We start from the raw sequence: 24774 nt of genomic DNA, 5'->3' as shown, positions 1-24774 counted from the left end.
CGGTGCCCTCCGGTTCCATGGCTATCATGTTTACAGGGGAGGGAACACCGGGATGGAAGAGACCGGCATCCTGTGGCTCACCATCAAGGATCTCCCGGTCGAGGAGCGACCCCGGGAGCGACTGTTGCAACACGGTCCGGCCGCGCTGTCCGCAGCGGAACTGCTGGCGATCCTGCTGCGCACCGGGCGCCGTGGGGAGAACGCCCTGCAACTGGCGCATCGTATCCTGCAGCACTGCGAGGGATTGAGCGGGCTGGGGCGGATCCCGGCCCATGAGCTGGCCCGGATCCCGGGGGTTGGCCTCGCGAAGGCGGCCCAGATCCAGGCCGCCCTGGAGCTGGGCCGGCGCGTCGCCGCCGCCGCTCCGGAGGAGCGCCCCTTCGTTCGCTCCGCGCATGAGGCTTATATGTTGCTGGCGGACATGGCGGACCTGGAGCAGGAAACCCTGCGGACCATCTTGCTGGACACCCGGGGGCGGGTGGTGGCGATCCCGACGATCTATGTAGGGAACGTGAACACCACCCTCGTGCGGCCGGCGGAGGTGTTTCGGGAGGCCATCCGGCGCAACGCGGTCTCCCTGATCCTGGCCCACAACCATCCCTCGGGGGATCCCACGCCCTCTCCAGAGGACATCGCGCTCACGCGGGATCTCATCGCGGCAGGGCAGCTGCTGGGGATCCGGGTGCTGGATCACCTGATCATTGGGCGCGGCCGATATATCAGCCTGAGGGAGCGAGGCCTATCCTTCAACGCTCCATCCTCTCCTCATCCCGGTTCAGGAACCTGAGCGCTCACCTTGCGTTCAGTGGGCGCAGAAACCTTCCGCGGACCTCCATGGAAAATCCGGCCACCAGGGGTCCGCGGAAGGCTTATAAAATGATCCCTTCGAACCCTTCTCTTCTCCCCCCATCCCCAACCATCCGCTTCCCTTTCGATCCGAAAAGATCCCCCCATAGGGATCTGATCCCATGTTTCGGAAAAGGCTTCCGCGGACCCCCGTCGTCCCCACATCCGTGGAGAAGCCCGCACCCCTTGACAAACCGCACGATCGATGCTATATTTAAGGCGAACTGGATTTCCGAAGGGGGTTCTCTCTCCCTTCCCCCATTCACCCCCTGAAATCGCAGGGGCCTCAATCGAACCAGCGTGGGATTGAAATCACATAAGCCGCCACCCTCAGCCCCTCGGCTGCCGCGGCCTCAATCGAACCAGCGTGGGATTGAAATTCACCCACGTGGTGGAAACATTCGCGGTCACCTTCAGAGGCCTCAATCGAACCAGCGTGGGATTGAAATTCCTACTTCACGATCCGCAAGTTCGCCCGAAACGGCGGCCTCAATCGAACCAGCGTGGGATTGAAATCGTAGCGCACATACTCGTGCACCCCCAGGACGGCGCGCGGCCTCAATCGAACCAGCGTGGGATTGAAATGTGACCTTTCCGATCCCTGGAGCATATGGGATGTTCGAGGCCTCAATCGAACCAGCGTGGGATTGAAATCGCGATCTCGGATGGATGCCGACCCGCAGCGATGCCGGGCCTCAATCGAACCAGCGTGGGATTGAAATGGTGCGGATGCGGCTGGTGAGCGGCGCAAACAATTACGGCCTCAATCGAACCAGCGTGGGATTGAAATGCTTACGGAGGTGCGTGATGTTCGTCAAGAAGACGGGGGCCTCAATCGAACCAGCGTGGGATTGAAATGAGGCAGAAAAAACCGGACTGCGAGCGCAGGACGGTGGCCTCAATCGAACCAGCGTGGGATTGAAACCAGCTCCCGCGAGACGGCCTCCGCCTGCACGTGAAGGGGCCTCAATCGAACCAGCGTGGGATTGAAACGTGATATTTGCGCCCCCGCACGTATTGCCCGCCCCGGGGGCCTCAATCGAACCAGCGTGGGATTGAAACTTCTGGACGGCCTGGCCCGGGCCGGCTCCGGGAGCAGGGCCTCAATCGAACCAGCGTGGGATTGAAACGGCCTTCTTGGAGTGGGAGCCGCATCCCGGCCAGAGGCCTCAATCGAACCAGCGTGGGATTGAAACCGGAGATCCCGCAGGCGGATCGGCCCCTCGAAGACCAGGCCTCAATCGAACCAGCGTGGGATTGAAACGGGCGTCCGGGAGCGTGGAGGGCTCGTTGAAGAGCTCAAGGCCTCAATCGAACCAGCGTGGGATTGAAACGGCCTTCTTGGAGTGGGAGCCGCATCCCGGCCAGAGGCCTCAATCGAACCAGCGTGGGATTGAAACCGGAGATCCCGCAGGCGGATCGGCCCCTCGAAGACCAGGCCTCAATCGAACCAGCGTGGGATTGAAACGGGCGTCCGGGAGCGTGGAGGGCTCGTTGAAGAGCTCAAGGCCTCAATCGAACCAGCGTGGGATTGAAACGGCAGCGTGGCGGTGCGGCAGCGCGGGGACGGGGGACGCCTCAATCGAACCAGCGTGGGATTGAAACCCGAATGGGCTTCGCTGGTTTGGGTTGTTCTCCTGGTGGCCTCAATCGAACCAGCGTGGGATTGAAACAGGTTGACCCGGCCCTGGTCGAGCACGGCGTCCCCAGGCCTCAATCGAACCAGCGTGGGATTGAAACTGAGCCGATCCGTGCACCAGCGGAACCGGAACCCAGGGGCCTCAATCGAACCAGCGTGGGATTGAAACATGGGGGTCTAATGAGCAATTTGGGAGCCCAATGAGCGGCCTCAATCGAACCAGCGTGGGATTGAAACGGCTGCGCAAGGGATTGGGCCAGGCCCGGGAGGAGGTGGCCTCAATCGAACCAGCGTGGGATTGAAACCAGCTTCTCAAAGAGCTTCGCGGGCGCTGAGGGAGGCGGCCTCAATCGAACCAGCGTGGGATTGAAACCGCGCACTCGACGCAGGTGGGGGCCGTCAAGTCCGTGGGCCTCAATCGAACCAGCGTGGGATTGAAACTCCATCCGATAGAGGAGGCAAACGATGATGGAGCATGGCCTCAATCGAACCAGCGTGGGATTGAAACCACGCGGCCTCGACCTCGACAAGTTTATAGCCCTTGGCCTCAATCGAACCAGCGTGGGATTGAAACGGCGGTTCTGGGACCGGTGCTCTCGGGCTTGGCAGGGCCTCAATCGAACCAGCGTGGGATTGAAACCGATGTGGCGCGAGTGGAGGAGGCTGCGGGGGACGCCCGGCCTCAATCGAACCAGCGTGGGATTGAAACGCGCTTGAACGGCTTGCCGCACACGAAGCAATACACGGCCTCAATCGAACCAGCGTGGGATTGAAACCGATCTCCGTCACCTGTGGCGTCCATACGTGTTGCAGCCTCAATCGAACCAGCGTGGGATTGAAACCTCCTCCCCCTCCAGGCGGACGGCGCGGAAGGTCCCGGCCTCAATCGAACCAGCGTGGGATTGAAACGGCTGGCGGGAAAACAAGGAAACAAGGAGGGAAGTATGCCTCAATCGAACCAGCGTGGGATTGAAACGTATGTGGACTTCATACTCCCGGGCGCTGCATCCGCGGCCTCAATCGAACCAGCGTGGGATTGAAACTGTGCTGATATCCACCGCCACATACCCATGCGGCGTGGCCTCAATCGAACCAGCGTGGGATTGAAACCGGACGCGTTGCTTTCGTGATCACACCGCGATCTCCTGCCTCAATCGAACCAGCGTGGGATTGAAACGTTTGTAATACCGATTGGGGCGCCAGCGGGATACGGGCCTCAATCGAACCAGCGTGGGATTGAAACGACGAAATGCTGGTGCTGACGAACGAGAACGCGAAGGGCCTCAATCGAACCAGCGTGGGATTGAAACCGAATTCAATGCCCGCCTTCCGCAGTCGGAGCGCATCGGCCTCAATCGAACCAGCGTGGGATTGAAACGTAGATGGCGATCCCCGCCAGGATCGCGACGGGAACGCCTCAATCGAACCAGCGTGGGATTGAAACCGCGGAACGGGTTCTCGATCCACAGCCGCGCGTATCGCCTCAATCGAACCAGCGTGGGATTGAAACGGGAGCAGAGCTTCTTCGGGGAGCAGCTGTATTGGGCGCCTCAATCGAACCAGCGTGGGATTGAAACACAACCTGTTCCAGGTGCGCTCCGCAAGCAAGATGACTCGCCTCAATCGAACCAGCGTGGGATTGAAACCGATCTCATCCTGGTCCGTCTTGACAACCAGCCGCCAGCCTCAATCGAACCAGCGTGGGATTGAAACCGATGATGGATCCCACATCAGGGATCTGCATCAGCGCCTCAATCGAACCAGCGTGGGATTGAAACTGGATCACGGATCCGGCCAACTCCGCGATCTTGTCCCGCCTCAATCGAACCAGTGTGGGATTGAAACGGTTCGCATCAACCCCCGGGGGACGTGCGTCACGTTGGCCTCAATCGAACCAGCGTGGGATTGAAACAACTCTGCAAGCCTCCCGAAACGTCCAGGTGTTCCGTGCCTCAATCGAACCAGCGTGGGATTGAAACGAGAACAACCTGTCGATCATGGCGATCCGAGATAGCTCGCCTCAATCGAACCAGCGTGGGATTGAAACATCTGCTCGGATTCCTGTTCCGGCTGGGAACCCGTCTCGCCTCAATCGAACCAGCGTGGGATTGAAACTCGAGCTGCTAAAGGATCTTGGCTACGATGAGACAAGCCTCAATCGAACCAGCGTGGGATTGAAACCGCACAGGTTTTGGGGCCGGCTCCCGGCCGTCCACCGAGCCTCAATCGAACCAGCGTGGGATTGAAACCAAGAAGCCTCAACCTCAACGAGCAGGTGGCCGTCCGGGCCTCAATCGAACCAGCGTGGGATTGAAACTTGATCTTTTCAACGCGACTTATGGGAACCCATACAACTGCCTCAATCGAACCAGCGTGGGATTGAAACGCAGCAGCACAAACGTCGGCATCACGCCCCCCGCCGGCGCCTCAATCGAACCAGCGTGGGATTGAAACGGAAAATCCTATGCGCGGGAGGCGCGAGATGGCGAAGGCCTCAATCGAACCAGCGTGGGATTGAAACTGAACATCGGGCTAACGCCGACGACCGGCATCAGCACCACGCCTCAATCGAACCAGCGTGGGATTGAAACGGATCTGGCGGGTGGTGGGGTTGTGGATCACGATCTGCGCCTCAATCGAACCAGCGTGGGATTGAAACGAGACCATTCCTGTTGAGCGATCCCGAAGCGGCCTCCCCTGGCCTCAATCGAACCAGCGTGGGATTGAAACGGGCATGCCCATACAGGCGCCGCTTGGCCTCGATGACCGGCCTCAATCGAACCAGCGTGGGATTGAAACGATGTTCTCCTCGCGACCTGGTCGCAAGGGACCTCGAAGTGCCTCAATCGAACCAGCGTGGGATTGAAACGAAACAAGAACATCAGCGGAAGAGATACTTGAAGAAAGCCTCAATCGAACCAGCGTGGGATTGAAACTGGGCATCTCGTAGTGCTTCAACGTTCCTCCGGAAGGTGCCTCAATCGAACCAGCGTGGGATTGAAACCGATGTTGTCTTGCAGCAGCTTGATGTTTCAGGTCTTGCCTCAATCGAACCAGCGTGGGATTGAAACGAAGCAAACGGCCGAAGGCCGTTTGCATACCACTGTGGGCCTCAATCGAACCAGCGTGGGATTGAAACTGGAGACCTGGCGGCCGGAGGCCGTGGTCTTGGTGGTCGGCCTCAATCGAACCAGCGTGGGATTGAAACGCGCGAGCGCTACCGAGGGTAGCCTGACCCGTAACCTGGCCTCAATCGAACCAGCGTGGGATTGAAACCAGTGGAGGAGGCGATCGCGATCAGCGAGATCGCGCAGTGGCCTCAATCGAACCAGCGTGGGATTGAAACGCTTCGGTGCCGCTCGCACCGCAGCGGCAATGGAGGGGCCTCAATCGAACCAGCGTGGGATTGAAACCACGTAGAGGAAGCGCGGAGATGGGTTGAGGAACACAGGCCTCAATCGAACCAGCGTGGGATTGAAACGCAGGCTGTGGTGCTCTCCCGTCCCCGCCCGGTCCTCGGCCTCAATCGAACCAGCGTGGGATTGAAACCCCGGCGCCGGGCGGGATCGGGGGCGCAGCCGAGGACGGCCTCAATCGAACCAGCGTGGGATTGAAACTCCTGCGGGGAGGGGAGGGACGCATCGTTCATCTGAGGCCTCAATCGAACCAGCGTGGGATTGAAACGGTTGTTCAATGCGATTTCGATTTTCATATCTGCATTGGCCTCAATCGAACCAGCGTGGGATTGAAACCGGAAATCACATTCGCGGAGGAGACCGACCGCGGCACCTGGCCTCAATCGAACCAGCGTGGGATTGAAACTCTTTTGCCCACAGCTGGCGAATGTGCACCTGTCCTGGGCCTCAATCGAACCAGCGTGGGATTGAAACGCCTTCTTGAGCCCCAGCCGCGCCGCGCGCTGCGTGGGCCTCAATCGAACCAGCGTGGGATTGAAACCAAAATCGCTGATCGCATTGTTGCGCTATTCGCCGCAGCCTCAATCGAACCAGCGTGGGATTGAAACTACGCTCCACCACAGGAGCGTTCCGGGCGGGAATGGGCCTCAATCGAACCAGCGTGGGATTGAAACTTGTCAATAGGTATGGCCACTTGTGATAGATTTCACAAGCCTCAATCGAACCAGCGTGGGATTGAAACAACGTTAAAGCGCTCCGGCCAAACGTTAAAAAATTCCGCCTCAATCGAACCAGCGTGGGATTGAAACCCAGTCCGGCACTCACGGTTTCCAGACTGGCCATCTCGGGCCTCAATCGAACCAGCGTGGGATTGAAACGTGCCCAGCTTGTAACTACTTTGTGGACCTGGTAATCGCCTCAATCGAACCAGCGTGGGATTGAAACACGCCAACGCCGACCCCATACCCGGGTGACTACAAAATGCCTCAATCGAACCAGCGTGGGATTGAAACTGTGATGAAGGCTATGCGAGAAGCTATTGTTGTTCCAGCCTCAATCGAACCAGCGTGGGATTGAAACGGCACTTCACCCAAGCGACCGCGGCGTCACGGGCGCTGAGCCTCAATCGAACCAGCGTGGGATTGAAACGCTCAACTGGGGGTATAACAAGGAAGGAACGGTTCCCCGCCTCAATCGAACCAGCGTGGGATTGAAACTGAAGATCTTCGCCGTGCGATATATCGCCATACGACACGCCTCAATCGAACCAGCGTGGGATTGAAACTCAGGAAACCCACAATGAAACGATGGAGATGATACTTGCCTCAATCGAACCAGCGTGGGATTGAAACACAACTCCCAGGAGTGGTGGGGGGATGCTCCGATAGACGCCTCAATCGAACCAGCGTGGGATTGAAACCGCGACCGGGTCGCATAGATCACTGCGATCATAAACGGCCTCAATCGAACCAGCGTGGGATTGAAACTCTGTCTCGAGATGCGCGCAGTTGGGGCCCACCCAGCCTCAATCGAACCAGCGTGGGATTGAAACGCACCTTCCGGAGGGCCTGGGGCTTCTCGATCTCATGCCTCAATCGAACCAGCGTGGGATTGAAACTCCTCCTGACGTAGATCGCCCGCTTGGGGCGGCCCTCGGCCTCAATCGAACCAGCGTGGGATTGAAACTATCTCCGCCGCGAGGAAGTCGCGGATCTGATTGAGGCCTCAATCGAACCAGCGTGGGATTGAAACCTTCTCTTTCTCCTTGCTGGTCATCGCATCCACCCGAGCCTCAATCGAACCAGCGTGGGATTGAAACGATAACGCTCACGAAATCCTAACGCTCGAGCCGGGCCGCCTCAATCGAACCAGCGTGGGATTGAAACTTCACGAATTCTCCACGAAACCTCAACCGAAAACCCCTTGCCTCAATCGAACCAGCGTGGGATTGAAACACAATGCGGGTGCTCATTTCTGTCAGAGGAGCTGAGAGATGGCACGTTATACACGGTGTCCAAATTGCGGGAACATGGATGAAAGTGGGATCTACCGTTGTTATAAGTGTCGGAAACTATGTTGTGACGCGTGTGGGGGGGAATACACTCCGCATGATATTTGGTGGGGACTGACAGGTATGGGCCGACCTCCACGTCGTCGTTGCCCACGTTGTGGTAGTGAGGCTGAATGGATCGGCTCAATTAAGAGGCAGGCATAGCGGTGGTTCAGGAGGGCAGCGATGAGGGAAAAAGGTTGCGGGATCGGTCTGGTTCTGATGGCCGCTCTAACGGCGGCTTGCGCCCGGCCCACGCCCGAGCCGGCTTTCTGGACGGTGCCATGCCCCAACCTCCCCCCCGAAACCCCTCCGCCCACCCCGGCGGAAACCCTCGAGAAGCTCCCGGTCATCCCAACGAACACCCCGGTGGAGATCGGGAATTTCATCGTCCGGGTGGGCAACCTCCGATGGACCTATGAGTATTTCGATCCCTACACCGGCAAGCCCGCCCGCAGCGAATGCCCGTGGCTTTCGTTCGAATGGGAAGCCCGAAGGAAGACTGCCGACGAGGGCTCCGTCCATCCGCTGTTCCTGACGGGGACCGGACCCGCGACGCTGGAGATCCGGCTCTATCTGGGTATCGGTCACTTCCGCGGGCCGGACGTCGCGGCGGAATCAGAGGCCTGGGATCCCGATCCCGAACGGAAAGGGGAGGCAGGGGAGGGGTATCGATGCCGCTGTCTCGTCCACGCGCGCCCGGAGTGGGATCCCCGGTGGCTGGTGATCCAGGCCAGCCGTGGAGCCGGCGGGCTGCTGCTCCCCATCCCGATCACGCTCTCGGATCCCATCGCGCGGGTCGAGGTCCCCCCACCGCCTCCGGCTCCGGAACGCTGACGGCGAGGGCGAATCGCGCTTCCCCTGCGAGCGATGCGGCGCGCCTCCTCGCCGCGGATCCGGCCACTCCAGCCCTCGCAGACCTTCTCCGGACGCAGGGCGCCATCGAGCCCGCGCAGGATGGAAACCGGCTAAGGGGGGATCGAGAGGGGCAGGAGAGGGGAAAATCGATCCGACGGGCATGGAGCGGACGCGCCGTCCGGAGGGCGCCGCTGTCCTCCGATCCGCCCGGTTGGGACCCCTTCACTCCCGCGCGGGAGAGGAGCCCCAGCGCCTGTATGGCGGGGACACCCGGCCTGCGCATCGCACCCCGCCGGCCTCCGGGCATCGCGCCCCTCGAAACTCCTGGAGGTCCCAGAGGCGGATCAGAGGCCGGGAATGCGTGAAACGACCTTTCAAGACAAATGATTCGTGTGGTACCTTCCCAACAGCCAGGATCCCATCGGGGATCCGCCCGAGGCCAGGCTCCTGAAGGGGAGGGCATCCGCTGGGGGTCGCCTTTTGTCTTCCGAGGCTTTGATTTGTTTAAGATACATTAAGCAAATCATCTGGAGGGCACCCTGCAAGGCCCCCTCACTCCTCCTCCCACCGGATCCGATGCCGACGCTGGAGGATCCGCAGCGCCTGGAGGATCTCCCGGTTCATCTTCCGAGCTTCCGACGGAAGCGACTCCGCCATCCGCTCGTGGATCTCAATGAAGTCCAGCAGCAACTCCGCCGGGGATCCGAACTCCCTGGAGGGATTCACCACCACCAGCGGCACGCCCATCAGCATGAACACCAGATGAAGGAAGCGAGGATCCACCACCCCCAGCCAGCTCACGCGGCTGTAAGAGGTCACCATCAACGCCCGGAAAAGCCCCCGACGCCCCAGAAGGATCAAACGCTGCAAACCCTCTCCGATCCGATCCCCACCCCGAAGATCATAGTCCTCATAGAGGACCGCATAACCCATCACATCGGCCGCCTTCCGCAAAACACCCAGCTGACGCTCGATCTCGCGGCGGCAGGCAGCGCGGGCATACAGCGCGGCCGTGCGCTCAGGAGACGATTGAGGGGAGGAACCAATGATTTGCAACACCGAATCGAGCGGATAACGATAATGCCCGCCCGCAGTCCGAACCGCCCGGATCCGACCCTCCTGCGCCCATCTCCTCAGGCAACGCTCCGTCACCCCCAAAAGCCGGGCCGCTTCCTGAGGCTTCAGAAGAAGCTCGGGGTGCTCCTCCAGGCCAGGCCGCCAGTCCATAACCTGCTCCACCTCGGACGACGGGATCGATGCAGGATTCGGATCGATGGTTATAACCTTTATACCACAATCCACTGCTCCCGTCAAGCCTCCTGGTGCCCTTCCGGCTTCCGCTTTGTAGGACAACTGCTCGCAGTTGTCCTACGATTTTGGGATACACCCGATCCATGAGGGGGTCACCCTTGGCCGCTCCTGCTGGTAAAATGAAGAGCTCGAAGGCGCTTCTTTCGAGAACGTCCGCCGAAGGGAAAGGAGCTGCCGATGACCGAGGGGCCGAGCCTGCGCCGGATCGTTTCGGTTTTCCTGGAAGCCCTGGCCGCCCGCTACGGCCGGCGTCCCCGAACCATCCAGACTTACCGAAGCGCCCTTCAGCGCTTCCTGGAATACCTCACCGACATCGATCTGGATCCCGAACACCAGACGCCCGAGGCGCTGGACCCCGCCCACGTGCGGGATTTCATCCCTTACCTGGAAGATCGCTACCGCCGGGAAGGCCGGACGCTGCCGTCGGCCACCCGCCAGACTTACCTGGCCGCACTGGTCAGCTGGGTCCACTTCCTCCTCGATGAGGGACTGTGGACGCTGCCCGCCGAGGAGGCGCGACGCCTGATCCGAGAGCTGCACGCCCAGCGCGGGCGATCCACCCCTCCCCTGCCCCGTCTGCCCCGCGAGGAGCTCCTGAAGGCCTTGCTCCAGGCCGCTCGCGCCCGCCCTTCCTCCCCTTCCCCCCGCCACGAACTCCGCCGCCTCCGGGACCTGGCCCTGGTGCTGGTCCTGCGCAGCAGCGGGATCCGGGTCGGCGAGCTGGTGGCGCTGCGACGAGGCGATTTCGACCCCGCCCAGGGGATCCTCTGGATCCGCCACGGCAAGGGAGGCAAAGAGCGCCTCGCCTTCCTGGACGAGGCCGCCGTCCGCGCCCTCCAGGCTTACCTGCAGGCGCGCGACGCGGGAGTCCGCGGGAAGGGCCGCGATCACCTCCCCCTCTTCGCACGCCATGACAAAGGGGCCGGCGCCGTCGTCCGCCCCCTGACCCCCGAAGGAGTCCGCCGCGCCCTGGCGGCTCTGGCCCGGGAGGCGGGGCTGGAGGAACCCCTCACGCCCCATCAGTTCCGCCACTACTTCGCCACGCGCGTCCTGGAGGCCACCGGAGACCTGGCCGCGGTGCAGGACCTCCTGGGCCACGCCTCTCCCACCACCACCCGCCGCTACGCCCGGGTCTCCCCCCGACGCCTGCGCGCCGTCCACCGCCAGGCCTTCGAGGGCCCCGAGCCCTCCGAGGGCTGACCCCAACCGGCTCCTGCTGGACGCCGCTCGAGGTATCATGAAATTGAGAACACCAGGGCCCTGCCCGGGCTGGAGGAAGGAGGGATCTCCATGGCCGAGACCCGATCTCGATGGTCGGAAGAGGCCCGGACTCACCTGCGGTCCGCTTCCCGGGAGCTCCGGGAGGCGATGAAGGCGATGCTCCCGGAGGGGTTCTGGCAGCACCTGCGGGCGGCCCGCCGGGAGACCCTGCTGGCCCTGCGCACCGCCATCGACGCATGGCTGGAAGAGGGGGAGAAAACGCCAACAGGCTCCCACCCCTCCTGAACCCGGGGGCTCGCCCGGAGCGCTTCCTCTACCCTCCCCCTCCACGACGCCAGCGCAACGGGCGCAGCCCCCATAACAACCATAGCCCACCGATCCCGAGCAGCACCCCAGCCAGGGCGGGTTGATGGTTCAACCCGGCGAACAGGCCCATCATCACCCAGACCAATCCGGTGAGCTGCCAGATCAGCCGCTGGAACCCCTCCGCGATCAGAGAAAGGGTCTCCCGCGCTTCCGGGAACGTCACCCGCCACTGCAGCTCCCCGCGCAGCGAGCGCTCCAGGAACCGCTGGAGATCCAGGGGGGTCCGCAGGATCCCCCACGCCGCCTCAAGGATCTGCTCCACCCATCCCCACGGCTCCTCTTCCAGCAGGCGCCGCGCGAAGGGCTCCGCCTCTTCAAACACGTTGAACTCCGGATCCAGCCGGGTGACCAGCCCCGCCAGCAACCCCAGGGTGCGCCCGAGCAACAGAAAATCCTGGGGGATCTGAAAGGGGAAGCGCAGGAGCAGCTCGCGGAACTCCAGAAAGAGCGTCTCCACCTCCGTGAGTGACCATTCCCGCAGCGCTCTCATCGAAAGACCCCAGATCCGATCCAGCAGCCGTTCCACCGCCCGGCGCACGAGCGTCCGATCCGCTTCCGGCAGCAGAAACCCCAGCGCGTCCATCGCGCGCACGATCCGCCCCGCGTCCCGGGTCCCCAGACCGATGGCCGCCTCCCGCAGCCACCGGCGGGCCTCCGGGGAGATCCACCCCACCATGCCGAAGTCCACAAAGTGCAGACGGAACGGGCGTCCGCTTCCCCCAGATCCCTCCCCCTCCAGCGGCGCCACGAAGAGATTGCCCGGATGCGGATCGGCGTGGAAGAAGCCATCCTCGAAGACCTGCTTCAAATAGACCTGATAAAGCCGCCGCGCCACCTCCGAGCGGGAGATGCCGGCCGCCTCGATAGCCTCCAGATCCGTGATCTTGATGGCCGTCACATCCTCCAGCACCAGGACGCGCCGACGGGTGTGGGACCAGAAAGGCCGTGGGATGCGAACCCCGGGATCCCCGGCGAAGTTGCGGGCGAACCGCTCCGCGTTCCGCGCCTCCGCCAGATAATCCAGCTCCATCCACAGCGTGCGGCTGAATTCCTGAAGCAGGCGATCCAGATCCACCCGCCGGCGCAACGGAGGGTAAAGGGAAAGGGCGCGGACCACCACCTGCAACGCGGCGAGATCCGCCGCCAGCAGCCGCTCGATGCCCGGCCGCTGCACCTTCACCATCACCGGCGTCCCATCCGGGAGCCACGCCCGGTGGACCTGACCCAGGGAGGCTCCCGCGATGGCGACGGCCTCGAAAGCCCGGAAGGCCGCTTCCAGCGGCTCCCCCAGCTCGGCCTCCAGCAACGGACGGATCCGCTCGAAGGGCTCAGCCGGCACCTCATCCTGGAGCCGGGCCAGCTCCTCGGTCACGAAGTCCGGCAGGAGATCCACCCGTGCGCTCAGGAACTGACCCAGCTTGATCAGCGCACCGCCCAGCTCCACCGCCAAATCCCCGAACGCGGCCGCCCAGCGCCGGTAGCGCGCCGGCGCCGTCTCCCGGACCCAGGCCGGGCGCAACCGCCGTAGAAGAAGCTCCCACCACACCCCATGCGCCAGCAGCCGGAGAGCGAACCCCAGCACCCGGAAGAACCGCGCGTAGACCATCCCGAACCTCCCCAGACGAGGCGCCCCACAAATCGCTCGCGGCGCGCCTTCCATCCCATTGTAGAAGCGGGACTGCAGGCCTGCTCGTGCCATAACTCCTTGAAGGAATAGAAAATATAGGGGATTGAACCCTGTCTTCTGGAGCCAGGCATGGCGCTTCCCCGGGGATCCGCGCGCCTGTATCTGAAGCCGGGGCACGACCGGCCGGTCCGCCGCCATCACCCCTGGATCTTCTCCGGCGCCATGGGGCGTCTGGAGGGCCCGGTGGAGGACGGGGGCCTGGTGGAGATCTTCTCCTTCGAGGGGGAATGGCTGGCCCGGGGCTACCTCAACCGCCGCTCCCAGATCCTGGCCCGCCTGCTCACCTGGGACCCCCAGGAGGCGGTGGAGGAGGCCTTCTGGCGCCGGCGCCTGGCGCGGGCGGCCCAGGCCCGCGAGGCCCTCGGCTTGCAAGCCCACACCACCGCCTACCGCCTGGTCTTCGCCGAGAGCGATGGGCTGCCCGGCCTGATCGTGGACCGCTACAACGAGTTCCTGGTCCTCCAGTCCCTCACCCTGGGCATCGAACGCTGGAAGCCCCTCATCGTCGAGCTGCTTCGGGAGATGTTCCGGCCGCGGGGCATCTACGAGCGCAGCGATGTGGACGTGCGGGAGAAAGAGGGGTTGCCGCCGCGTTGCGGGCTCCTGGCCGGCGAAGCCCCGCCCGAGCGGCTGATCATCACCGAGCATGGGCATCGCTTCTACGTGGACCTGGCGCGGGGGCACAAGACCGGCTTCTATCTGGATCAGCGGGAGAACCGCCGACGGGCGGCCGCTTACCTGAGCGGCGCGGAGGAGGCCCTCAACGCCTTCTCTTACACCGGGGCCTTCGCCGTCTACGCCCTGGCCGCCGGGACCCGCCGCGTGGTGAACGTGGACACCTCGGCGGAGGCCCTGCGCCTGGCGGCGGAGAACCTGCGCCTCAACGGCTTTGGGGAGGACCGCTTCGAGAACGTGGAGGGGGACGCTTTTCAGGTGCTGCGGCGCTTCGTCACCGAGGGGCGGCGGTTCGACGCCGTCATCCTGGATCCCCCCAAGTTCGCCTACTCCCAGGCGCATCTGAACCGCGCCGCCCGCGGCTACAAGGACATCAACCTGCAGGCCCTGCGCCTGATCCGCCCGGGTGGGCTCCTGATCACCTTCTCATGCTCCGGCCTGGTCTCCCCGGAGCTCTTCCAGAAGATCGTCTTCGCCGCCGCGGAGGACGCCGGGCGCGAGGTCCAGATCCTCGAGAAGCTCTCCCAGGGACCCGATCATCCCATCCGCCTCTCGTTCCCCGAGTCCGAATACCTCAAAGGCCTGATCTGCCGGGTCTGGTGAGATCCCGAGCGGATGCGGCGTTTCGGATACAATGGTGGAGAGCGATTGAGAAGGGGAGGCCGGGATGGCCGCGCAGGCCGCTCTTCGCAAGTTCACGGTGGACGAATACCATCGGCTGGCTGAAACGGGCATCCTCTCTGAGGACGATCGAGTGGAGCTCATCGAGGGGGTTCTGATTCAGATGCCTCCCATCCGCAGCGCGCACGCCGGAGGGGTTGACCGCTTAACCATGTGGCTGGCGCCTGCCCTCCGAGGGCGGTGCATTGTTCGTGTGCAAAGCCCCATCCGCCTGGGCCCTTATTCAGAGCCCCAGCCGGACCTGGCGTTGCTACGGCCGCGGGAGGATTTCTATGCCGCTTCCCATCCCGGGCCCGCGGACGTGTTGCTGGTCATCGAGGTGGCCGAATCCTCCGCGGACTACGACCGAACCCACAAGCTCCCCCTTTACGGCCGGGCCGGCATCCCGGAGGCTTGGGTGGTGGACCTGGCCCGGGAGGAGGTTGTGGTGGGCCGGGATCCCTCCCCGGAGGGCTATCGCACCCTTCAGGTGGCCCGGCGGGGGGAAACCCTCACTCCCCTTGCCTTCCCCGATCTCATCCTCTCTGTGGATGAGATCCTGGGATAGGCCTATATCCTTTCCCGAACCAGACGCCTTAAGGCTTCCAGCAGCCGATCGATCTCCTCCAGGGTGTTGTAGTGGAGCGCGCCCACCCGGACCAGACCGCCCTGCCCTTCCAGGCCCAGCCGCTCCGTGACCCCCTGGGCGTAGAAGTTGCCATCCCAGACATAGATGCCTTCCCGCCCCAGGGCCTCCGCCACCTCCCGGGGATGACGTCCGGAGATCCGGAACGAGACCGTGGGCACCCGCTCCGCCCAGCGCGCCATGCTCCGGATGCCGTAAACCATGACCCCGGGAAGCTCCTCCAGCCCCTCCAGCAACCGCGCGCACAGATCCCGCTCGTGCTCCCGGATCTTCTCCATGGCGGCGCGGATCGCCGCGCGCCGGGAGGGATCCGCTGGGGTTCCGAAGCGCCGCCCAATGTCCGCCAGATACTCCACCGCTGCGATCAGCCCGGCCAACCCCTCATGGTTTTGCGTCCCGGTCTCGAAGGCCTCCGGGGGATGATCCGGCGCCGGGCGCACCTTATAGGGCTGGAGGGCCCGCAGCCGCTCCATGCGCCCGTAAAGGAAGCCCACGTGGGGACCGAAGAACTTGTAGGCAGAGCAGACCAGGAAGTCGCATCCCAGCTCCCGCACATCGATGAAGAGATGCGGGGCGGCGTGCACCGCATCCACGTAGACCCAGGCGCCGACGGCATGGGCCATCTCGACGATGCGGCGCACCGGGTTCACCGTCCCCAGGGCGTTGGAGGCGTAGCCCACGGCCACCACCCGGGTCCGCTCCGAGAGGACCCGGGCCAGCCCCTCCAGATCCAGGGTGCCATCTTCCACATGGAAGTCGACCCAGCGGATGACCGCCCCCTGTTCCTCCAGGGCCAGCCACGGCGCCACGTTGGCGTCGTGATCCAGGCGGGTGACCACGATCTCGTCCCCCGGCCGGAGCCGACGGCCGATGGCCCGGCTGATCTGGAAGGTCAGGGTGGTCATGTTCGGCCCGAAGACGATCTCCTCCGGCGAGGCGCCGACCAGGTCGGCCGCAGCCTGACGGGCCTCCATAATCTCCGCGTCCACCCGCCGGCTGGTGGGAAAGGCGCCATGGGTGTTGGCGTTCGCTTCCACCATGGCGCGGGCCATCGCCTCGATCACCCGGCGCGGAACCTGAGAGCCCCCCGGGCCGTCCAGGAAAGCCGGGATCCGGCCTTCGATGACCTGCCCCAGGGCCGGGAACTCCGAGCGAACCTGCGCCACCCATTCCGGCGTGTGCATGCAACACCTCCCTCCCGCAAAGGATCCCGGAGGTTCGATCCGTGTCCTTTCAGGGAAATCGACGGAGGAGCGCCTGCCCGATGCGGTCCAGCTCCCCCAGCGCCCGCCCGATGAACGTCAGCTGGCCGAGCCAGAGCGTCGAGAGGGGAACCGGGCCCATGCGCGGCACATCCTCCAGGCCGTAACGGGCCAGCAGGATCAGGTTCCAGGCAACGGCGCCCAGGCTGAGGGCAAGGGCCGGCTTCATCCCCCATCGCCTCCGCCCGGCCTCATAGAGGGCCGCCAGCCCGAGGGCGAACCCGGCGAACAGACCGGTGAGCAGACGGGGCCCGAACGCCGCCGCCCCGGACCAGACGCTCCACGAGCCCACAATATAGAGTTGGGCGCCGGTCTGTGCCAGCAGCAGACGGGCCCACGCCGGGCGGGCGCGCCGCAGCGGCCCGACCAGGCCGGCGAGGGCGAAAGCGGCGATCGGCGTCCAGGGAAACAGCCCGCGGTTGGTGGAGAACAGCACCTCGAGCAAATGGGGCGCGCGGAGATCGAACGTCCCCGCCCCGGCGATCCCGTAGGGGTTCCCGACGATCCACGCGCCGAAGACCACGCGCCAGACGATCATCTGGGGGAGGAACCCGATCCAGGCCCCAACTCCCAGGGAGAGCAAACGAAGGATCCCTTCGCGGGGCACCCGCAGGGCCTGACGGAGATCCTCCAGGGCCGGCCATAGCAGCAGGGTGGCGTTCGGATAGCGCACCGCGGCGGCCAACCCGCCGATCCATCCCAGCGCGAGCCGGGCCCACGGCGTGGGCTTCTCCCAACAGGTCCATGCCCGGAGAAACCCGGCGTTGACGAAGAAGTCCACCGCATGGGACATGAAAGGGTGAGCGGACATGTAGAACACCAGCGGCGAGGCCAGCCACGCGGTGAGGACCCCCCACAGGGCGGCAGCCGGGGAAGCGATCCGGAGGGCCAGGCGTCGGAGCAGCTCCAGGCCGATGAGCGCGTAGAGGGCGGATCCCAGGGCCGTCAGGGTCTGATAGGGCGCGCTGTAGCCGTCGGCCTCCCAGGGGATCCCCAGGGCCTTCCCCAGACGGACGAGGCCGTGGGCCATCAGGAAGAAGGGGGACCACAACAGGGCGGGCCCCACGGACCATTCGTTGATCCGATATCCGGTGGGCGACAGCCCTCGCTCCCCGCCATACCCGAAGCGGATGAACTCCTCGCTCACATCCAGGCTGCCCCGGATGACCGCTGCCCGCAGCCAGGCGTAATAGGCCACGGTGTCCATCCCGTGCAACTGCGGGCGGAAAAGAAGAAGCAACACCGCAACCCAGACCCCGATGAGGATCACGGGATGGCGGTTTCCCTTCATCGAGGGCTCTCCTTTCGGATCTCCCAGGCAAGCAAGGCCCACAGCCCCAGGCTCCCCAGCGTCGCCAGATCCAGCAACGGCGTCCAGCCGACGAAGGCGTGCCAGGCCACCCCCCAGATGGCGATCGCCCCGACGCTCGCCCCAAGCGCTCCCCATTCGGTCGGGGAGCGTCCGGGTTGGGCGAGCCACGCCGCGAGGGGCATGCTCATGATCGTGCCGTGATGATACCACGTCCCCGGGTTCGCCAGGAGGAAAGCGATGGCCGCCAGGCCAGCCCGACGCACAAAGTCAGGATGAGCCTTCCCGGGCCGACCCAGGGCGATCCCGGTGAGCAGCAACAGCATCCCGGCCAGCCCCCATCCAACCCCTCGCGCGATCCCGGCATCGTCGGCCAGGGAGAATCCGTAGGGATGACGGGTGAGCCAGCGGGCGGCCAGCCCGGGCAGGTTCTGCGCCGGGGGGTAGACGCCGCCAGAGGTCGGCAGCGAGAGGCGGAGAAATCCCAGGGCGGGTGGGCCGAACGCCAGAAGGCCCGCCGCCAGGGAGAGCGCGATCCCCAGGGCCATCCCGGCCAGCGCCTTGCGCCGCCCCTCGTAGAGGCAGAGGGCTGCCGGGCCGAGGGCCAGGGGCTTGAGCATGAGGCTGAGCCCCAGCAGGAGCCCGCCCCACCCTTCCCGGCCCCGGCCGATCCACCGGACCGCCAGGATCATCCCCAGGGTGACCAGGGGGTTGATCTGTCCGGCGTAGAGGCTCACGAAAAATGGGGGAAGAAGGCCGACCCCCAACCGGATGAGGATCCGCCGGGCCGGATCCCGGGCCATCCGGGCGAGCGCCTCTGCGGTCAGCAGGGCGCTGAGGGCCTGGGCCGCGACCCAGATCCCCATCCCCCGGTCCGGGAACGACAGCCCGGGGAGGACCAGGAGCGCCGCGAGGGGTGGGTAACGATAAGGAGGTGCGTAGCGGGAGAAGCCCAGCGCTTCCGCCGCCCGGGCGTAGTCGGCTTCCGTCCAGGAGTAGACATCCTCGCCCCGGGAGAACCCATACGCGGCCATCACATAGACCGGATAATCGATGGGCGTGCGGAGAAGGATCACGGCCGCCGCGGCGAGGAGATAGACGCAAACCACCAGGATCCGGCTGAGGGCCTCCAGGGTCTTCATCGCCGGATGCCATCTCCCCGGTTGTGGAGGACGGATTGGAACCTTTCCCCATCATGATTCAATGATTCAGATGGAGGGATCCGGCAACCGGATTCGATCATGGGGCGGGCGCGATCCCGGGCGAACTCGCATTCGGCGGCCTGTCGCAGACGCGACGCGCTCACCGCGTCCATCCGTTCTCCACCGGCTCTCCGTTTCAGCGCCCAAGGAACGCCCCTTCTTTCCGGCCTCCGCCACACGGATCCCAATGGGTGATCCCACGACGCTCCGGGGCATCCCGATGGAACCGGGCCCTGCCCGAGGCTTCCTGTAGAAGAGGCGGCGCCCGAATTTGTGATTCATTTCACTACCCGGGCTCAGCGAAAATCGGATGAGGGGAGTTGCCGAAATCGGGGGGCTGTCCTATCATTTTCCTTTGAAACCTGTTGATGGCGGCTCCCTCACTTTTCCACGGGAGGTGGGAGGATGAAGAAGTGGGTCTACCTTTTCGAGGAAGGCTACCGCGAGATTCCGGCGGAGCGCCGTCGGGATCTGCTGGGCGGGAAGGGCGCCGGGTTGGCGGAGATGGCCGGGGCGGGCCTTCCGGTCCCTCCCGGGTTCACCATCACCACGGAGGCCTGCAACGCTTACTTCGCCGCCGGCCGCCAGTTCCCCGAAGGGCTGTGGGAGCAGGTCCTGGAGGCCCTTCATCGCGTTGAGGAGAAGGTTGGCCGCCGCTTCGGCGATCCCCAAAACCCCCTCCTGGTCTCCGTCCGCTCGGGTGCCAAATTCTCCATGCCCGGGATGATGGACACCGTCCTCAACGTCGGCCTCACGGATGAGACGGTGAAAGGCCTGATCGCCCAGACCGGCGACGAGCGTTTCGCCTACGACGCCTACCGCCGCCTCATCCAGATGTTCGGCCGCATCGTCAAGGGCATCCCCGGCGAGCGGTTCGAACACATCCTGGACCGCTACAAGGCGAAGACGAAGGGCAAGCAGGATACCGATCTCACCGCGGAGATGCTCCAGGACATTGTGGAGGAGTTCAAGGCCCTCTACCGCAAGGAGCTCGAGGAGGAGTTCCCTCAGGATCCCCTGGAGCAGCTGCGCCAGGCCATCCGGGCGGTGTTCGACTCCTGGTTCGGCAAGCGGGCGGTCGATTACCGCAACTTCTACAAGATCCCCCACGACCTGGGCACCGCCTGCAATGTCCAGACCATGGTCTTCGGCAACATGGGCTTCGACTCGGCCACCGGCGTGGCCTTCACCCGCAACCCGGCCACCGGCGAGAAGGAGCTCTATGGGGAATACCTCCCGAACGCCCAGGGTGAGGACGTGGTGGCCGGCATCCGGACGCCCCTCAAGATCACGAAGAAGGCCTCGCAGGAGTGGGCCCGGGAGCACGGGATCTCCGAAGAGGAGCGGCGCTTGCGCTATCCCAGCCTCGAGGAGCTGATGCCGGAGACCTACCGGCAGTTCCTGGAGGTGGCCGCGCTCCTGGAGCGTCACTACCGGGACGTCCAGGACCTGGAGTTCACCATCGAGCGCGGGCGGCTCTGGATGCTCCAGACCCGCACGGGCAAGCGCACCGCCAAGGCCGCCGTCAAGATCGCCGTGGACATGGTCCACGAAGGCCTCATCACCAAAGAAGAGGCGGTGATGCGGGTCGAGCCCGAGCAGATCAATCAGCTCCTGCTGCCCCGCTTCGATGAGAAGGCCAAGGAGCGGGCCCGGGAGAAGGGGGATCTGCTGGCCCGAGGCCTCAACGCCTCCCCGGGCGCGGCCACCGGCCATGCCGTCTTCGACGCCGACACGGCCGAGGCCTGGGGCCGGGACGGCCGGCCGGTCATCCTGGTGCGGCCGGAGACCACGCCGGACGACGTCCACGGGATGATCGCGGCCCGGGGCATCCTCACCCAGCGCGGCGGGGCGACCTCCCACGCGGCGGTGGTGGCCCGGGGCCTGGGCAAGCCGGCGGTGGTCGGCTGCGAGGCCCTGCAGATCGACCTGGAGCGCAAGCAGTTCTCCGTCAACGGCCGGGTGATCCGCGAGGGCGACTTCATCTCCATCGACGGCTCCACCGGCGAGGTCTTCGCCGGCCAGATCCCCACCATCGACCCCAACCTGGCGGAGGAGCGGGAGCTGGCGGAGCTGCTCTCCTGGGCCGATGAGTTCCGGCGCCTGCAGGTCTGGGCCAACGCGGATTACCCGCGGGATGCCCGCAAGGCCCGGGAGTTCGGAGCGGAGGGCATCGGCCTGGCCCGCACGGAGCACATGTTCTTCGAGACCGACCGCCTGCCCTACGTCCGCCAGATGATCCTCAACGCCCCCGAGGCCCAGCGCCTGATGGATCAGTTGCGGGCGGCGCAGCAGGCCGCCCAGGCCCGCCCCGACGACCCGAAGGCCCAGAAGGCCCTGCGGGAGGCCGAACGCGCCGTCCGGGCCTCGAAGGCCGTCAAGGCCTACCGCAAGACTCTGGATCGCCTCCTGCCCGTCCAGCGGAAGGACTTCGAGGGCCTCTTCGAGGCCATGGATGGGCTGCCGGTGATCATCCGGCTCATCGACCCGCCGATGCACGAGTTCCTGCCGCGCTACGAGGAGCTCCTGGCCGAAGTGGTGGAGCTGCGGACCCGCATCGAGGAGCGCCGCAAGATCAAGGGCTACCGGCCGCGCAAGGGCGAGAAGTCCATCCGGCAGATGGAGGAGGAGCTGGCCGAGAAGGAAGCGCTCCTGCGGGCGGTCAACGCCCTGCGGGAGATGAACCCCATGCTGGGCCTGCGGGGCATCCGCCTCGGCATCCTCTACCCGGACATCATCCGCCTCCAGGTGCGGGCCATCCTCGAGGCCGCCTGCAACGTGAAACAGCGGGGCATCACCCCCAGGCCGGAGATCATGATCCCCCTCAGCGCTGACGTGAAGGAGCTCCAGATCGTCCGGGAGATCGTCGATGAGGTGGCCCGGGAGGTCATGGCCCGGGAAGGGGTGGAGATCGAATACAAGTTCGGGACCATGATCGAGGTCCCGCGGGCGGCCCTGCTGGCGGGCGAGATCGCGCAGGTCGCCGAGTTCTTCTCCTTCGGCACCAACGACCTCACCCAGACTGTCTGGGCCATCAGTCGCGACGACGCCGAGGGCAAGTTCCTCCTGCGCTACCTCGAGGAGAAGATCGTCCCCGAGAACCCCTTCCAGGTGCTGGACCGCAAGGGTGTGGGCCGGCTGATGCGGATGGCGGTGGAGGAAGGACGGCGCACCCGGCCGGACCTGGAGGTCGGCATCTGCGGGGAGCACGGCGGGGATCCTTCTTCCATCGAGTTCTGCCACGAGATCGGGCTCAACTATGTGAGCGCCTCGCCCTACCGGGTGCCGGTGGCCCGCCTGGCCGCGGCCCAGGCCGCTCTGAAGGAGCGGGCCGCTCGCATCGAGACCCGTTGAGCCCCGGGATGAACATGAAAGCCCGGGGGGCGGACGGATGCCGTCCGCCCCCCGGTTTTTTCACCCTGCGCTGGCCAGCGCCTTCAGGAACTCCGGCGGCAGCGGTCGGGCTTCCCCCAGCGCCCGGCTCAGCAGATACACCTTCGCCGCATACTCGATCCGCTCCAGCCGCACCCAGGCCTCCTCCAGCGTGCGCCCCACGGTCACCACCCCATGATGGGGCAGCAGCACCGCATCGTGCTCCCGGATCCATTCTCGGATGGCCAGGGCGTCGTCCTCCGAGCTGGGGACGGCCAGCCGGGCGGTCGGGACCTTTCCCACGGTCATGACCACCTCCGGCAGGATCTCGGAGGGGAACGTCACCCCGGCCACGGTGAGGGCGACGGTGAAGGGGGGATGGGCGTGAAGGACGGCCCCGATGTCGGGGCGCTGCCGGTAGGCTTCCAGGTGCATCGGCCATTCCGAGGAGGGCATCGCCCCGCCCCGGCCCGGCCGCACCACCCGCCCCTCCGGGTCGATCACCACCAGGTCCTCCGGGCGCAGGTGTCCCTTGCTCCGCCCCCGCGGGGTGATCAGAAAACGCTCCGCATCCACGCGGACCGAGAGGTTCCCGTCGTTGGCGGAGACCAGGCCCCGGGCGTAAAGCCGCGCCCCGATCTCCACCAGCGCCTCCCGCAATCGCTGTTCCCGCACCCCCCACCGCATCCCGCTGCCTCCTCGCTCGGGATAAACGAATCGAACGCCCTCGGGATACGGATCGGCGCTCCCCCGAGCGCGTTCCGCCACCCATGATAACCCGGGAGCCTCACAGGGCTTTCCGATTTTGCATGTAGGGCAACCGCTCGCAGCTGTCGTACATATCCTGCGACCGGAAGCAATCACCTGCCCGGAAAACTGGAAGGCCCCCGGGAGCCTCATCGCTCCGCCTCTGTAGTCCGTAGGGTAAAATGAGAAAGAAGGGCGCAGATCTGCCGTCCTCGCTCCATATGCGCCGGAACGGAGGCCCTGGACATGTGCGCATTGCGGCCAGCCCTTACTCTCGAGGAAGCTTATCGGAACCTGGATCCGATTCGCCCGCTTCGGGAGGAGTGGTTCGAAGCCTTCTACGTCCCGCGCCCGGAGGACGGCGGGATCGAAAAGCTTTTGGATGAGCTGAACTTGGACGATTCGGAGAATGACAAAACCCTTTTCTCCGGGCAGCAGGGAGCGGGGGAGAGCACAGAGTTGTATCGCCTCTACCGCGAACTGCAGAGCACCCATATCCCTATCCTGCTGAATGTTGAGGAAACCCTGAACCTGGGCGATGTCCACTATACGGATTTGCTGGTGATGCTGGGCTTGCGGGCCTATCAGGAAGCCCGCGCTTGTGGGATTCGGGCAGATGAGCAACATGCCCGGGATCTTCTCTTTTGGTATCGAGAGCGGATCCTGGAGCAGGATGAGGCCCTTCCGCTCCAGAGCGAGACCAGCGCTGAGGTCAACCTGGGAGTCCTTCGCTTCGGCAGCCGCCTTTCTCAAGAATCCCCGCGTCGCGAACGCATCCGCGCGGTCGTGGAGCCAAACCTCTCGGACCTATTGGAGCGGCTGAACCGGCTGCTCTTAGAGTTGCGCCGTCGATCCGGAAAGCGGATCCTGATGATCGTGGACGGTCTAGATAAGATCTACAATTTGCGGAGGGCGGCCGATCTGTTCCTCCATGGCGGCAACGCGCTGATGGCACCCGCCTGCCGCATCATTTACACGGTGCCCTACCCGCTGTTCTACAGCAATGATTTCCAGCTCGTTCGCTCCACCTTCCACCGCGTCTTTCTTCTCCCCAACATCAAGATCCGTCATCGGGATGGCGCCCCGTGGGAGACCGGGAGGGAGATGCTGCGGCAAGTCCTCCGCCGCCGCGTCGCGGAGACCCTCCTCGATCCTGAGGCGATGGAGGCCCTGGTGGAAGCCTCGGGGGGGTTGTTGCGGGAGCTCATCCGCCTGGCCCGTCTCAGCGTGATCCTCGCCCGGCGCCGTCGGGATGCCCGGATCCTTCCCGGGGACGTCGCCGGCGCCATGCGGGAGGCGCAGAACACATTCCGCCGCATCTTGAAGCTCGAAGATTACCGACATCTTCGGAAGGTGCAGGAGCGGAAGAGCCTGGATGACCTGCCCGAGGAAGTGGCCAACCGCTTATTGCATAACCTGAGCATCCTGGAATACGACGGCGAGACTTGGTGGGATGTGCATCCGGCTGTGCGGGAGCTCCTCGAGGAAAACGAAGGGGGCAAATAGC

The 24774-nt window shown here is 64.6% G+C and carries 14 protein-coding genes and 1 CRISPR repeat array; of the genes, 8 read left to right on the top strand and 6 right to left on the bottom strand.

The window, feature by feature from the left end; all coding sequences use genetic code 11:
* Nucleotides 1-67 precede the first annotated feature (67 nt).
* Both radC and KNN16_RS04950 read left to right on the top strand, forming a co-directional pair.
* The gene (gene radC / locus KNN16_RS04955; protein ID WP_369685882.1) at nt 68-787 is read left to right on the top strand and encodes a DNA repair protein RadC; all 720 of its coding nucleotides are present in this window, start codon (nt 68-70) and stop codon (nt 785-787) included.
* A gap of 342 nt (nt 788-1129) precedes the next feature.
* Nucleotides 1130-7856: direct repeats of the CRISPR family, unit length 30 nt; unit sequence GCCTCAATCGAACCAGCGTGGGATTGAAAC.
* 281 nt (nt 7857-8137) lie between these two features.
* Entirely contained in the window at nt 8138-8788 is a 651-nt protein-coding gene (locus KNN16_RS04950) for a hypothetical protein (protein WP_303899480.1), read from the top strand.
* Between the two features lie 573 nt (nt 8789-9361).
* Here KNN16_RS04950 and KNN16_RS04945 read toward each other — a convergent pair.
* Nucleotides 9362-10036: a recombinase family protein gene (locus tag KNN16_RS04945; protein WP_303899477.1), complete on the bottom strand. Its 675-nt coding sequence runs from the start codon at nt 10034-10036 to the stop codon at nt 9362-9364.
* Nucleotides 10037-10297: 261 nt separating this feature from the next.
* On the opposite strand from KNN16_RS04945, the gene KNN16_RS04940 reads away from it, so the two are divergent.
* Both KNN16_RS04940 and KNN16_RS04935 read left to right on the top strand, forming a co-directional pair.
* The gene (locus KNN16_RS04940) at nt 10298-11320 is read left to right on the top strand and encodes a tyrosine-type recombinase/integrase (RefSeq protein ID WP_303899473.1); all 1023 of its coding nucleotides are present in this window, start codon (nt 10298-10300) and stop codon (nt 11318-11320) included.
* Nucleotides 11321-11410: 90 nt separating this feature from the next.
* Nucleotides 11411-11626, top strand: coding sequence for a hypothetical protein (locus KNN16_RS04935; protein ID WP_299283176.1), 216 nt, complete (start codon nt 11411-11413; stop codon nt 11624-11626).
* Nucleotides 11627-11654: 28 nt separating this feature from the next.
* Here the strand turns inward: KNN16_RS04935 and KNN16_RS04930 are convergent, their stop codons facing one another.
* Nucleotides 11655-13313, bottom strand: coding sequence for an AarF/ABC1/UbiB kinase family protein (locus KNN16_RS04930; RefSeq protein ID WP_303899470.1), 1659 nt, complete (start codon nt 13311-13313; stop codon nt 11655-11657).
* A gap of 150 nt (nt 13314-13463) precedes the next feature.
* Between KNN16_RS04930 and KNN16_RS04925 the strand changes: the two genes are divergently transcribed.
* Nucleotides 13464-14672: a class I SAM-dependent rRNA methyltransferase gene (locus KNN16_RS04925; protein WP_303899468.1), complete on the top strand. Its 1209-nt coding sequence runs from the start codon at nt 13464-13466 to the stop codon at nt 14670-14672.
* Between the two features lie 64 nt (nt 14673-14736).
* Nucleotides 14737-15297, top strand: a complete 561-nt coding sequence (locus KNN16_RS04920) for a Uma2 family endonuclease (RefSeq protein WP_303899464.1) — start codon at nt 14737-14739, stop codon at nt 15295-15297.
* 2 nt (nt 15298-15299) lie between these two features.
* Here KNN16_RS04920 and KNN16_RS04915 read toward each other — a convergent pair whose 3' ends face one another.
* From KNN16_RS04915 to KNN16_RS04905, 3 genes are read right to left on the bottom strand one after another with little or no spacing between them, the layout of a single operon-like run.
* Nucleotides 15300-16559 (bottom strand): cysteine desulfurase-like protein, encoded by a 1260-nt coding sequence (locus tag KNN16_RS04915; protein WP_303899461.1) that lies wholly within the window; start codon nt 16557-16559, stop codon nt 15300-15302.
* Nucleotides 16560-16608: 49 nt separating this feature from the next.
* Nucleotides 16609-17928, bottom strand: coding sequence for a hypothetical protein (locus KNN16_RS04910; protein WP_303899459.1), 1320 nt, complete (start codon nt 17926-17928; stop codon nt 16609-16611).
* On the bottom strand, nt 17925-19088 hold the full coding sequence (locus tag KNN16_RS04905) for a glycosyltransferase 87 family protein (RefSeq protein WP_303899456.1): 1164 nt from the start codon (nt 19086-19088) through the stop codon (nt 17925-17927). Before KNN16_RS04905 ends, KNN16_RS04910 begins: the two co-directional genes overlap by 4 nt.
* Nucleotides 19089-19553: 465 nt before the next feature.
* Here KNN16_RS04905 and ppdK point away from each other — a divergent pair, with 465 nt between their 5' ends.
* On the top strand, nt 19554-22502 hold the full coding sequence (gene ppdK, locus KNN16_RS04900) for a pyruvate, phosphate dikinase (RefSeq protein WP_303899454.1): 2949 nt from the start codon (nt 19554-19556) through the stop codon (nt 22500-22502).
* Between the two features lie 60 nt (nt 22503-22562).
* Here ppdK and KNN16_RS04895 read toward each other — a convergent pair whose 3' ends face one another.
* A complete protein-coding gene (locus KNN16_RS04895) occupies nt 22563-23207 on the bottom strand; it encodes a class II aldolase/adducin family protein (protein WP_299283125.1) in 645 nt (214 codons plus the stop codon).
* Nucleotides 23208-23513: 306 nt separating this feature from the next.
* Here KNN16_RS04895 and KNN16_RS04890 point away from each other — a divergent pair, with 306 nt between their 5' ends.
* Nucleotides 23514-24773, top strand: coding sequence for a hypothetical protein (locus KNN16_RS04890; RefSeq protein WP_303899450.1), 1260 nt, complete (start codon nt 23514-23516; stop codon nt 24771-24773).
* Nucleotide 24774: the final 1 nt, after the last annotated feature.

It is taken from the genome of Thermoflexus hugenholtzii (genome assembly GCF_018771565.1).
GTDB lineage: Bacteria > Chloroflexota > Anaerolineae > Thermoflexales > Thermoflexaceae > Thermoflexus > Thermoflexus hugenholtzii_A.
Note: the sequence above shows the minus strand (reverse complement) of the source record. Positions and strands in the feature narration are given on the sequence as shown.